Genomic DNA, 12,198 nt, shown 5'->3' on the forward strand with positions numbered 1-12,198 from the left:
CCGGTTTGGGTGCAGCGGGCGGAGGGACGTTGCACATGTCTTAGGTGTGTTCAGATTCTATGACGACTAATTCGACATTGCCGACGGCGCCCACTGGTGGCCGTTTTTCCCGGATTACCGCCCTTTCGGGCCGGGGCTTTATCCCCTTAGGACTTTTTACCCGCTTGCCGTTGGCCATGGTGACCGTGGGAGTTCTTACCCTGGTAACCGGCGTCAGCCATTCGTATGCAATTGGCGGGTTCGCCGCTGGCGCAGTAGGTATTGGCGCCGCGATGGGTGCACCGATCGCGGGATTTCTTGCTGATCGAATCGGCCAAAAGCCAGTATTAATTTCAGCTGCGCTGGCGAACACCATCGTGGTGATCGCCGTGGTGATCCTCAGCTACAGTATTGCCGCCAGCGACGATGGCTTTGCACCGGCGGCCGTCGTTTGGCTACTGGTTGTGGCCTGGTTGGCTGGCGCTAGCTCGCCGCAAGTCGGACCGCTGGCTAGGGTGCGCTGGATGGCGATGGTTGGCAAAGCCCCGCAAGAACGCAGGGATGGCCTTTTAGACACTGCATTGTCTTATGAGAGCACCGCGGACGAACTAACTTTTGTGCTGGGACCGGCAATTGTGGGCCTCCTGGCTTCATTGATTGCACCTTGGCTACCTTTGGTTATCTCGGCCGCCTTGACTATTACCTTGGTGACACTTTTCGCGCTGCATCACACAGTGAATTCTGTCGCGATCCAACGTGGTGGCAAGCATGCCCCGGCTCCGCAAGAACAAATTGTGGATCGCTGGCTTTGGTTGAAAGTCGCAGTTCCGGTGCTAGGCATGCTCTGCATGGGTACCTTTTTCGGAGCCACCCAAACTTCATTGAGCGCTTTCGCCGGCGAGGTCGCGCCCACTGCGGGCGGTTCTGAACTGGCCGGATTGCTTTACGCGGTGATGGGTCTGAGCTCGGCTGCCGCAGCGCTCTCCGTTGCCTATTGGCCGCGGAAGTTCGTGCCGCGTTGGCGATGGGTATTTTCCGCCGCGGCGATGGCCGGGCTGGCTTGGCTATTGTTGCTGCCTACTGAAATCTGGCCGATGCTCGTGGTGTTATTTTTGCTTGGCATCCCAGTGGGGCCGACCATGGTGACCATCTTTACCATCGGTGGAATAGTGGCACCGCGCCGCTGGTTGGGCACAGTGATGACTGCGTTGGCCAGCGGGATCGTCGCCGGCACCGCGTTGGGCGCGGCTCTGTCCTGTTCACTGGCCCAGAGCCAGGGTTACCATCAGGCCTTCGTGGTTCCCGTGGTGGCCGCGACATTGCTTTTTGTTTTGGGTTTGGTCACCGCTTTGACCTTGCGTCGTTCGGTTTAGCCGCGATGCTATATCAGTCCTCTGCGGCGGAGTAACGTAAGAGAGTGCTATCGGAGGGAGATCGGGTGAACTCACCTACATCGAGCAAATCAGGTCAACGTACCCTGCGCTCGCGGGATCACCATTTTCGAGGTTCGCTGGGTCGGTTTGCCACCGGAGTGGCTATTGTGACTTTCGATGGCGCCGGAATTGCCGAGGCAGCTGGCAAACGGCATGGCATCACCGTCAATTCTTTTACGTCGGTCTCCATGGAGCTGCCATTAGTTTTAGTCTCAATCGCTCGGAGCACTAGATCCCATGATGAGCTCAAGGACCGGCCCTTCACCGTTAACATTCTTGGCGCCGAACAGCAGGGCCTGGCGATGTATTTCGCTGGCCGGCCAGCGCATGAACCGGTGTGGGTTGAGGGCTAAGTGGCCCCGAGGTTGAGTAATGTGCTGGCCTTCTTTGAATGCAAGCCCTGGGCGGAGTACAACGGCGGCGATCACACGCTCTATCTCGGCGAGGTAGTTGATTTTAACTACCGGAACGGTGATGCCCTGGCTTTCGCGAACAGCCGATTTACGACAATTCCGGAAAGCCAACTGGGCGTCGAAGATTTGCTCTGAGACCGTCGTCGAACATTTTTAGTACCTTCTCGAAGGAAGCAGAACACATGGGCATTCGAACTGGTCAGCAGTACTTAGCTAAATTGAATTCGATGCACCCCCATGTGGTTATCGACGGCCAGGTGGTCAGCGAGAGTATTGCCGAGCATCCCGCTTTTGCGAACGTAGCGCGTAGTTACGCGAAACTCTTCGATATGCAGCACGAGCCGAGGTATCAAAGCGCACTTACCTACGACTCGCCGAGTACTGGCGATAAAGTCAGCGCGTCGTTTTTGATCCCCCGAACCCAAGAGGACTTGGCACATCGCAGAGCCGCGATTTCCACCTGGGCCGAGTATGCGAATGGGTTCTTGGGCCGGACCGGCGACTACATGAACGCTGCCTTGACCGCGTTGGCTGCGGCCGAGAAGTGGTTCGCCCAGGCTGGTACCGAATCCGGCATCGATTTTGGTGCCAATATAAGGGCTTACTACGAGCATTGCCGTGAAAACGATCTGTTAGCAACGCATACGTTGATCCCGCCGCAAGTCAACCGATCGGTCTCTGGCTCGGAACAGCTTGGCGGTCAGCTGGCTGCTCGAATCGTCTCGGAGCGCGAAGACGGCATTGTGATCCACGGTGCGCGAATGCTCGCTACTAGCGCGCCGATCGCGGACGAATTATTGGTCTTCCCCTCGACGGTATTGCGCGGCACGCAAGAAGACGCCCCGTATTCGTATGCCTTTGCGATCCCCAATGACACCGAGGGTGTGCGATACCTATGCCGCTCTTCGCTCTATACCGGCAAGAGCGTGCATGACGAACCGCTGGCTGCGCGCTTTGAAGAGATGGACGCAGTGGTGGTTTTCGACAACGTCTTCGTCCCTAACGAACGAATTTTCATGTTGGGCCACCCGGAGCTGTGCAATAACTTTTATTCGGAAACTGACGCGGTAGCAATTGATGACCCACCAGGTAGTCACCAGAACCATTGCCAAAAGCGAGTTCTTCCTGGGCCTAGCTTCAGAGCTGGCAGATTCGATTGGTATCGACGGTTTTCAACATATCCAAGAGGATTTGGCCGAGCTGATCCAGACTGTCGAGATTGGCAAAGCGCTCATGCGATCCTCCGAGGCGGACGCCGCATTGACTGACGACGGCGTATTGCTGCCCCGTTGGTCCAGTCTCAACACTGCGCGCAATTGGTACCCCAAAGTGGCCCAGCGTTTCCCACAGATTATCCGCAAGTTCTCCGCGAGCGGACTGATGGGACTGCCCGGCGAAGCAGATCTGAATTCTGAAGCCCTGCCAGATATTGAGCTGTAGCTGCAGGCTAAAACGCTCACCGGGCCGGAGCGAATTCGCCTGTTCAAGCTCGCCTATGATACGTCAATCTCCTCGTTCTCCGGCCGGCAAGCGCTGTACGAATACTTCTTCTTTGGCGATCCCGTCCGAATGGCCTGTGCCTTGGTCAATTCTTATGACCGCGAACAAGTACGGGAACGCGTCCGCGAGTTTTTGAGTCGCGCAGAATGAAGTCGGCGGCTTGCGGGTTGAGGCTGACCCGGTGAATTTATTCGCCGCCTTTGACCACGGCAAACGATCGGCGCCAGCCCCTGCTGGACTTCTCATCAGAGGCCCGGTAGAATCGGATTTTCGGGCGCTTGAGCGCATTGAGCAATTGATCCGAGGCGGCGATGGCGAAGCTCGCAGAAGCAGTTGGGTCCGCAGCATTGAGCGTGAAGATGCGCTGCTCATGGTCGCAGAAATCGGTTCAGCTGTAGTGGGGTATGCCAAGGCCAGCAGGCTGGAACCCGCAGCTGACGACGTCGCCAGACCGGGTTTCTATCTAGTCGGTTGCTCGGTACATCCCGAATTCCGGCGGCAGTCTGTTGGCCGCGAACTCACCAAAGCCCGTCTGAGCTGGATCGCTGAACGTGCGGATGAGGCCTGGTATTTCTGCAATGCGCGGAATGAGTCCTCAGTGGCAATGCACGATGAGTTTGGCTTTAGCGAAGTCCTTCGCGCGGAACGCATTTACGGCGTGCAATTCTCCGGTGGCGAAGGGCTGTTGCTGCGGGCCAAACTCATCGTGCATTGACAGTTACGAATCACGGCGAAAAACAATCGCCGTTCGCGGTTGCCCATTTTGCTGTTGTTTATTTTGTGGTCGCCTCATGTGAGTCGGCGACCCGAAGCCGCGCACCCTTTGTCTCTTTCACCAAAGACACGCCAACTATTGAAATAACACAAAGCACGATCATGTAAATAGCGATGCTGCCGGACCATTTGGTGTTATCAAGAAGCCATTGGGAGAGCAGTGGAGCAAACGCTCCGCCGAGGATTGCACCCAGAGCGTAGCCGATTGAGACACCTGAGTAGCGCACTTCGACGGGAAACATCTCTGCATACAGTGCGGACATTGGTCCATAGGAAAGCCCCAGGCCAAAACCCATCACGATAACGGCAATCAGGAAGAGCCAGATATTGGTGCTGTCAATCAGCAAAAACATCGGAATCATCCACACGATCAACGCAATGTAGTCAATTTGGAAGGTTCTGACTCTGCCGATTCGGTCGGAGAGCGAGCCACCATAAAGTGAGAACGCGAGCCAACTGAGCGCACCAACCATCACAATGGGCAGCACGGTGCTGGTGGGCATTTTGAGTGTTTTGGTGGCGTAGGAGGAGAAGAAGGCGATCAGCAAATAACCTACGGCATTGTTGCCAATGAAGATCAGCGCGGTAAGGATCACCTGTTTGGTGTTCTTGCGGAACAGCTGCACTATTGGTGCCGAAGACTCGCGCTTGCGCTCCGCGAGCTCCTTGAAGACTGGGCTTTCAGACACTGCTCGGCGAATCACATAACCGACCACAATCAGAATTACCGAAACTAGGAACGGTACGCGCCAACCCCAGGCCAAATACTGTTCAACGCCAAGCCATGCGTTGAGTGCAAAGATTACCGAGGAGGCCAAAATGAGGCCGACCGGCACGCCAATTTGCGGGTAGGCACCCCACCAGCCGCGCTTCGCCGTCGGCGCGTGTTCTACCGCCATCAAGGCCGCACCGCCCCATTCACCGCCAGCGGAGAAGCCCTGCAGTACCCGTAGAAGCGTCAAGAGCAACGGAGCCCAGATGCCGATCTGCACATAGGTCGGCAGTACGCCAATGAGCGCAGTGGAAGCGCCCATCATGATTAGCGTCAGCACCAGCATCGCCTTGCAGCCAATTCGGTCACCGAGGTGACCGGCGACTATTGCACCAAGAGGGCGGAACAGGAAAGAAATGCCCACCGAGGCCCAAGAGAATAGCTGAGCGACCGGCGAGTTGGCCGGGCCCATCGGAGCAAAGTACAACTGGGCGAAGACCAAGCCAGCAGCTTGGGCATAAATGAAGAAGTCATACCACTCAATCGTGGTGCCAACCAGCGTCCCCGCGAGGACTTTCCGGTCTTCCCGCGACATCTTCTTGCGTGTGATTGCGGTATTGCTCATGCGAACTCCTTTGTTCGTAGCGCCAAACCTCCCGTTGAGGGGTGCTTAGAGCTGCTTGCCGAGTTTGAAGCCTTGTTCTTCGCCGGGTTCGCCTGATTCGGTGGTGCCGCGAGTGTAAGAGAACCCATCAGCGCCAACGGTTACTGCCATTTCAGACTTGTCTTCCCGCGCCACAATGGGTTGCGGTTTGCCGTCAAGATCTCGCACCGGCGAGGCTTCGGTGTACCAGCTCGGAAAGACGGGGTTGCCCCACCAGTCCCGGCGCTGATTGTCGTGCACATCCCAAGTGACCGTGGGGTTGTCCGGGTCACCGGTGTAATAGTCCTGCGAATAGATCTCCACTCGGTGCCCGTCTGGATCCCGAATGTAGAGGTAGAAGGCATTCGAAACGCCGTGCCGGCCGGGGCCACGTTCAATCTGATCTGAGATGCGCAGCGCACCCATCTTGTCGCAGATCTGGATGATGTTGTGTTTCTCATGCGTGGAAAAGGCGATGTGATGCAGACGAGGGCCGTCGCCGCCGGTCAGCGCCGTATCGTGCACAGTCTGCTTACGGTACATCCAGGCGGCGTAGGTGACGCCGTCGGAATCCTGAATATCCTCCGAAACCTTGAAACCTAAGTCTTCGAGGTAGGCGCGGCCCTTGGGCACATCGGGCGTTACCTGGTTGAAGTGGTCCAGCCGGACCAGCTCACCAGCGTTGTACAGGTCGTAGCGCTGGGTAAGCCGCTCAACGTGTTCGGTCTCGTAGAAGAATTCGTACGGGAAGCCGAGCGGATCCTCCACGCGAACCGAGTCGCCGATGCCCTTGGTAAAGCCATCACGACGGCGTTCGGTGCGGCAACCGCGCTCGGCGTATCAAGCCTCGGCTTTATCCACATCCTCCGGCGTGCGCACCCGGTAGGCGAAGGCCGCAGCAGCGGCGCTCGGACCTTTCCGCAGGACCAAATTATGGTGGATGAACTCTTCGAATGAGCGCAGGTAGATTACTTCGTCGTCTTCTTCCGTGACGTGCAATCCAAGGACATCGACGTAGAAAGCACGTGAAGCGGCCAGATCAGTAACTACCAGGTCAAGATACGCACAGCGGACAATATCAGGGACGGGAGAGGTATAGGCGTTCATCGGGAAGCTCCAAATTTTGGCGTGTGTACAGCACCCAGCGTGATGTGCACGGCTTGCTGGTCGGTGTAGAAGTCAATCGAACGGTAGCCGCCCTCATGGCCCAGCCCCGAGGACTTGACGCCGCCAAAAGGCGTGCGCAGATCACGCACGTTATACGAATTGAGCCAGACCATTCCGGCTTCAACGTTTTGCGCAAAGTTGTGAGCGCGGGTGAGATCTTGCGTCCAGATGTAAGCAGCCAGACCATATTTCACGCCGTTGGCTAGTTCGAGCGCCTCTTCATCGGTGTCGAATGGCGTAATTGCTACTACCGGGCCGAAGATTTCTTCCTGGAAGATCCGGGCACTGGGGGCAACGTCGGCAAATACTGTGGGGGAGACGTAACTGCCGTTTTCTTGCCCAGCAGGCAGATTCTCCGGACGGCCGCCGCCCGCAAGCAACCTTCCCTCGGTCTTGCCGATCTCCACGTAGGACATCACTTTGGCGTAGTGCTCCGGGTGCACCAGCGCGCCGACTTCAGTGGCCGGATCGTGCGGATCGCCGACGACGATGTTCTTGGCCCGCTCGGCATAGCGCTCGCAGAAATCGTCATACACGCTGCGGTGTACCAAAATTCGCGAACCGGCGGTGCAACGCTCACCGTTAAGTGAGAAGACGCCGAACAGCGTCGAATCAATGGCGGCGTCCAGATCGGCGTCTGCAAAGATGACGGCAGGGGATTTGCCGCCGAGTTCCATCGAGAGTCCTTTGAGTCCGGCTGCTGCATTTCGGAAAATGGTCTGCCCGGTAGTGGTTTCGCCGGTGAAGGAGATCAGTGGAACATCGGGGTGCTTGACCAAAGCATCGCCAGCCTCTTCGCCCAGCCCATTGACCAAGTTGAACACGCCGTCGGGCAGTCCAGCGTCTTTGAAGATCGTTGCCCAGAGTGATGCGGAGAGCGGCGTGAACTCCGCAGGTTTGAGCACTACACAGTTACCGGTGGCTAGTGCGGGGGCAAGCTTCCACGACTCCAGCATGAACGGTGTGTTCCATGGCGTGATCAGGCCGGCGACACCGATTGGCTTGCGGTTCACATAGTTGATCTGAGCGCCCGGGACCTTCATCGCGTCGTCGAACTGGGCAACGATCAAGTCGGCAAAGAAGCGGAAATTCTCCGCGGCGCGCTGTGCCTGGCCACGAGCTTGCTTAATCGGCAGGCCAGTGTCGAAGGTCTCTAACTCAGCGAGTCGGTCTTCTTGGGCTTCGACGGCGTCGGCAATCCGGTTCAGCACCCGAGCACGTTCCCGCGGCTTCATCCGTGGCCAGGTGCCAGTGCGGAAAGCCTCGCGAGCAGCGGCGACGGCGGTATCAATATCTTCTTTTTGGCCAGCCGCAGCGGTGGTGTACGTCGTGTTGGATACCGGGTCCAACACCTCGAAAGTGGCGCCATTGATCGAGTCAACAAACTCACCGTTGATTTAATGCTGGATTTTTTCCGGCAATTTTTCTGGAATATAGTGCTGGCTCATGCCTTCGGCTCCGTAACTTCGGTGAGGTATTCCCTGCCTGCTTCGAGCAGGGCATTGATTTTGGTCAGGCCGCCTTCGGTGGGGCGGATCAGCGGCGGCCGCACGTAGTCCGAGGAGATCAGGCCGCGCTGAGCCATCAGCCATTTAGCCGGGGCCGGGTTGGTCTCTGCGAAGAGTAGATCGACCAGCGGATGCACTCCGTAATGGATGCGTTGTGCGGTCTCCAGATCGCCAGCTGTCCAGGCGTTGTACATTTCGGCGGACGCTTTCGGCGCGATGTTGGCTAGCGCAGAGATGAAGCCGATCCCGCCAAGGGCCATCAGCGGCAGGCAGAGCAGTTCTAGCCCGCTCCAGACGAGCAGGTCTTTGCCTGCTACGTGCAGAACCCTGGAGAAATGCTCAAAGTCCTTGGTCGTTTCCTTGATGCCCACGATGTTGTCGAAATCGCGAAAGAGCCGGCCAACGGTTTCCGGCGCAATGTCCACCGCAGTGCGCGAAGGCACGTTGTAAATAATGAACGGCATGCTGGGGAATTCCCGCGCAATGGTGGCGTACCACTGGTACAGCGCTTCCTGTGTGGGCCGCGCATAGTAAGGGGTGATAATCATCGAGGCGTCTACGCCGGCGTCGACCGCTACCTGAGTTAGTTCCAGCGTCTCGGGGAGTTGAGCGGTGCCAGTTCCTGCCATAAAAGGCACGCGATTATCCACGGCGGCCGCTACCGTGCGGATTACTTCTGCGCGCTCTTCAACGGACTGGGCGCCGGGTTCACCGGTCGAACCGGTCGAACCGCCGATGGTCACGCCGTGTGAGCCAGAAGAAATTTGCCATTCCACCATGCGGCGCAACGAATGGTGATCGACTGTGCCGATGCCCGGTTCTGCAGGCTCATTGAACGGCGTGAACATTGCGGCAAATGATCCGCGTAAGTGGGTAGCCGGATCGGATCGGAATTTCATGGATTCTCCTGCGAGGTTTTTTGTTGGCTGAGATAAGCATCAAGAGTTGCGGATCGATGTGCCCGAGCGGCGTTTTCCACGACGTCTGCGGCAGCTTTTGACTCGATGAGTCGCAGTAATTCTTCGTGTTCGGCGACCGATTGCGCGGCACGGCCCGGGATGAAATTGAACGTCGAAGTGCGCAATGCGTTCAACCGGTTCCAACCGCGGTGCACCAAATCAAGCAGGTGCGGATTGGGGCACGAGCGGTAGAGGAGTTCGTGGAAGTCGTGATTGAGCGTGGTAAATCGAACCGGGTCGAATTGCGCCAGGCAATCTTGCATCGCGGCGTTGATTCGATGAGCTTCAGCCAAATCTGCGGCACCGAGCGCGGGCAGTGCGAGTGCGGTAGCTGCGCTTTCCACAATGCTAAGTGTCTGCATCGTATAGAGGTACTCCGTTGGATCGATACCCGCAACAGTCGCGCCAATATTGCGTTTGAACGTCAAGAGCTTTTCAGCTTCCAGCCTCCGGATGGCCTCGCGCACAGGTACAACGCTGACGCCCAGATCACTGGCGATCCGAGCCAGCACCAGCCGATGACCGGGAGCATAGTCACCAGCGAGAATGTGGCCTCGAATCGAGCTATAAGCCAGTTCCGATTTACTAGCCGCGCTAGTTTCGAGACTCATGGCTGTAGCGGATTCGCTGCTGCCCAGAGCAAGTATTTCTCTTTCCAAGCCGCGTTCATCGGATACAGCCCATCGACGCCATGACCTTCGCGGACCATCTGCGCGATGAAGTTTTCTTCATGTTCTTGCTGCAAAGAGTCGTCGGCCAGCTCGGCGGCAAGCGCCGGCGGAATGACCAGGATGCCGTCGTCGTCGGCAACGATGATGTCGCCCGGTTGTACAGCGCTGCCACCACAGCCGATGGTTTCATCAACCGCCCAGGGCACATGCTTTCGGCCCAAAACTGCCGGGTGCGGGTTTGCCGCGAAGACGGGTAACTCTAGCTCAGCCACGGCGGTGTAATCGCGAACACCGCCGTCGGAAATAATTGCTGCCGCACCGTTGTGTATTGCTCGCAGTGCGAGAATGTCACCAAGCGTTCCGGTGCCTTTTTCTCCGCGGGCTTCCATCACCAGAACTTCGCCCTCTTTGAGCGTGTCGATGGCGCGCTTTTGCGCGTTGTAGCCGCCGCCGAACTCTTTGAAAAGGTCCTCGCGATTGGGGATGTATCGCAACGTACGCGCGGTGCCCACAACCTTTTCACCGGGTCGGGTGGGGCTCAGGCCGTCGATGCTAACGTTGTTGAAGCCGCGTTTGCGCAGTTGTGAGCTCAGCGTGGCGGTAGCGACTCTGGCTAGTTTTGCCTTGAGCTCTGGGCTCAAAATCGCTTCGGGCTCCGGAGCTGGCGTGCCCCACGCTTCGGCACGCTGCACGTCGTCGGCCTTTGACTTCGCGCCGTACTCTGCGAGCGGGACGGTGCCCGCGATAACTTCGGTGCGTAGTCGCCCGGTCGAAGTCTCGCCGGCAAAGACTTCGACCTCGACGATGTCGCCCGGAACCGCGACCGAGGCGCCAGCCGGCGTGCCAGTAAGGATCACATCGCCTGGCTGCAGGGTAATCAGCTGGCTCAAATCAGCGGCCAATTGGCTAAACGGGAAAAGCAAGGTGTCGGTGCTGTCGTCCTGAACAAGTTCGCCGTTGAGCCAGGTCTGAATGCGCAACTGAGCTGGATCGACGTCAGAGGCCGCAATGAGGCCGGGTCCTATCGGGGTGAAACCGTCGCCGCCCTTGGAGCGCAAATTTGAACCCTTGTCGGCGTAGCGCAGGTCGTAAACACCTAAGTCGGTGCTCGCGGTGACCCACTTAACGTGTTGCCAAGCGTCTGCGGGGGAGACTTGCCGAGTGGTGCTTCCAATGATCAACGCGATTTCGCCTTCAAAGCCGAGTAGCTCGCAGCCTAGCGGTCGTTCTACCTGGCCATTCTGCGCAAGCGACGTTGAAGGTTTGAGGAAATACGACGGCAACTTCGGTGTGCGGCCGCGCTGAGCTGCGCGGGAGGGATAGTTGATGTGGACCGCGATGACTTTGCCAACGGAACTCAGCCGGTTGTCGTCGATCGGCTGCACGCTCGCGCTCACAGGGATACTCCTCAAATCGTCGTCGATAAGATATCAAATCGTATACGATCAGAATAAGCGGGTGCCTTACATCACGTCAAGAGCAAAACCCCTTCCGTCGAGTGTCGAGTTGTGGCTGGTTTTCGACTCGAAAACCAGCCACAACTCGACACTCGACGGAAGAAGGAGGGGTTAGGCGGCGTGTGCGGCTTGGCGAAGTTGCAGTTCGAAAAGTGCCTCGGTGCATTCCGTCGCCGTAGGCCTGTCAGCAGCAACGCGATCGGTCATTGCGGTGACCAGCTGAGACCACTCGGAGCCAAGCCACTCAGGGATGACGGGATCACGCAGCAGCCGGGCAATTGACGCTTCCAAGGCGGACCCTGGGAAAGCTTTGACTCCGGTGAGGCATTCCAGCAGCACCAGACCTAAAGAGTAAATATCTGCGCTGGCGTGCACCGGCTCGCCAAGTGCCTGTTCTGGACTCAAGTAGCTGGCGGTGCCGATAGTGATGCCGGGGATGGTGGCCTCGGCGCTGTCGTGAAGCCGGGAGACACCAAAATCGCAGAGCTTAGGTAACCCCGAAGTGTCGATGAGAATATTTGCGGGTTTGACGTCGCGGTGCACCACCGAATTTGCGTGCACAGTTTCTAGGGCCTGGGCCAATACCCAGCCAAGCCGGGCTACTTTTGCCAATGGCATGCCAGTAGAATGTTTAGCGATCATGGCACGAAGGTCTGATCCGGCGACGTATTCCATCACCATGAACGGTCGGGGAGCGCTCAGTTCCTCAGCCCAGACACCGCAATCGAGAATTGTCACCAGGAACGGGTGCTGCAGTCGGGCAAGGATGGCTAGCTCGGACTCCCAACTGGTGGGGCCGGCGGAAAAGACCTTCACAGCCACCGGTCTAGACAGTCGAAGGTCCTCAGCACGAAAAACCGCAGCGCAGGCACCAATGCCTATTCGCTCAGCGAGTCGGTATCGCGTTAGTAGGACACGGTCAGGGGCAACATCGGAACAATCGCGGTCCATTGCGTTCCTCAAAATGAGTGGGAAGTGAACA

At 57.8% G+C, this 12,198-nt stretch carries 8 protein-coding genes and 4 pseudogenes; 5 read left to right on the plus strand and 7 right to left on the minus strand.

What is annotated here, in order from left to right; genetic code table 11:
* The first annotated feature begins 59 nt into the window (after nucleotides 1-59).
* From RSAL33209_RS06500 to RSAL33209_RS16160, 5 genes and pseudogenes are all read left to right on the plus strand, one after another.
* On the plus strand, nucleotides 60-1,352 hold the full coding sequence (locus tag RSAL33209_RS06500) for an MFS transporter (RefSeq protein WP_041684552.1): 1,293 nt from the start codon (nucleotides 60-62) through the stop codon (nucleotides 1,350-1,352).
* A 65-nt stretch (nucleotides 1,353-1,417) separates the two neighbouring features.
* Nucleotides 1,418-1,960: pseudogene (locus tag RSAL33209_RS06505) on the plus strand (flavin reductase family protein).
* Between the two features lie 92 nt (nucleotides 1,961-2,052).
* A pseudogene (locus RSAL33209_RS18630) lies at nucleotides 2,053-2,784 on the plus strand (4-hydroxyphenylacetate 3-hydroxylase N-terminal domain-containing protein); the annotation flags it as partial.
* Nucleotides 2,785-2,902: 118 nt separating this feature from the next.
* Nucleotides 2,903-3,475 (plus strand): annotated as a pseudogene (locus RSAL33209_RS18635) (4-hydroxyphenylacetate 3-hydroxylase C-terminal domain-containing protein).
* Nucleotides 3,476-3,506: 31 nt separating this feature from the next.
* A complete protein-coding gene (locus RSAL33209_RS16160) occupies nucleotides 3,507-4,040 on the plus strand; it encodes a GNAT family N-acetyltransferase (protein ID WP_158539297.1) in 534 nt (177 codons plus the stop codon).
* 58 nt (nucleotides 4,041-4,098) lie between these two features.
* Here the strand turns inward: RSAL33209_RS16160 and RSAL33209_RS06520 are convergent, their stop codons facing one another.
* The 7 genes and pseudogenes from RSAL33209_RS06520 to RSAL33209_RS06550 all read right to left on the minus strand — a co-directional run bounded on the left by RSAL33209_RS06520 (nucleotide 4,099) and on the right by RSAL33209_RS06550 (nucleotide 12,167).
* Complete coding sequence (locus RSAL33209_RS06520; protein WP_012244916.1) at nucleotides 4,099-5,436, minus strand: MFS transporter; 1,338 nt, start codon at nucleotides 5,434-5,436, stop codon at nucleotides 4,099-4,101.
* Nucleotides 5,437-5,481: 45 nt separating this feature from the next.
* Nucleotides 5,482-6,561, minus strand: a pseudogene (hpaD, locus tag RSAL33209_RS06525) (3,4-dihydroxyphenylacetate 2,3-dioxygenase).
* On the minus strand, nucleotides 6,558-8,018 hold the full coding sequence (gene hpaE / locus RSAL33209_RS06530) for a 5-carboxymethyl-2-hydroxymuconate semialdehyde dehydrogenase (RefSeq protein ID WP_233494316.1): 1,461 nt from the start codon (nucleotides 8,016-8,018) through the stop codon (nucleotides 6,558-6,560). Before hpaE ends, hpaD begins: the two are co-directional and overlap by 4 nt.
* Before the next feature lie 47 nt (nucleotides 8,019-8,065).
* Nucleotides 8,066-9,028, minus strand: a complete 963-nt coding sequence (gene dapA, locus RSAL33209_RS06535) for a 4-hydroxy-tetrahydrodipicolinate synthase (RefSeq protein ID WP_012244920.1) — start codon at nucleotides 9,026-9,028, stop codon at nucleotides 8,066-8,068.
* Nucleotides 9,025-9,699, minus strand: coding sequence for a GntR family transcriptional regulator (locus RSAL33209_RS06540; protein WP_012244921.1), 675 nt, complete (start codon nucleotides 9,697-9,699; stop codon nucleotides 9,025-9,027). The genes dapA and RSAL33209_RS06540 overlap by 4 nt, the downstream gene beginning before the upstream one ends.
* Nucleotides 9,696-11,162: a fumarylacetoacetate hydrolase family protein gene (locus tag RSAL33209_RS06545; RefSeq protein ID WP_411740995.1), complete on the minus strand. Its 1,467-nt coding sequence runs from the start codon at nucleotides 11,160-11,162 to the stop codon at nucleotides 9,696-9,698. The genes RSAL33209_RS06540 and RSAL33209_RS06545 overlap by 4 nt, the downstream gene beginning before the upstream one ends.
* 165 nt (nucleotides 11,163-11,327) lie before the next feature.
* Nucleotides 11,328-12,167, minus strand: a complete 840-nt coding sequence (locus tag RSAL33209_RS06550) for a serine/threonine-protein kinase (protein WP_041684553.1) — start codon at nucleotides 12,165-12,167, stop codon at nucleotides 11,328-11,330.
* Between the last annotated feature and the right edge of the window lie 31 nt (nucleotides 12,168-12,198).

Origin of the sequence: Renibacterium salmoninarum ATCC 33209 (assembly GCF_000018885.1) — a bacterium.
Classification (GTDB): Bacteria; Actinomycetota; Actinomycetes; order Actinomycetales; family Micrococcaceae; genus Renibacterium; species Renibacterium salmoninarum.

What these genes read in the sequence shown, in the direction of transcription:
- dapA (WP_012244920.1), bottom strand. Translation starts at nt 9,028, where the DNA reads ATGAAATTCCGATCCGATCCGGCTACCCACTTACGCGGATCATTTGCC.
- RSAL33209_RS06520 (WP_012244916.1), bottom strand. Translation starts at nt 5,436, where the DNA reads ATGAGCAATACCGCAATCACACGCAAGAAGATGTCGCGGGAAGACCGG.
- RSAL33209_RS06500 (WP_041684552.1), top strand. Translation starts at nt 60, where the DNA reads ATGACGACTAATTCGACATTGCCGACGGCGCCCACTGGTGGCCGTTTT.
- RSAL33209_RS06550 (WP_041684553.1), bottom strand. Translation starts at nt 12,167, where the DNA reads ATGGACCGCGATTGTTCCGATGTTGCCCCTGACCGTGTCCTACTAACG.
- RSAL33209_RS06540 (WP_012244921.1), bottom strand. Translation starts at nt 9,699, where the DNA reads ATGAGTCTCGAAACTAGCGCGGCTAGTAAATCGGAACTGGCTTATAGC.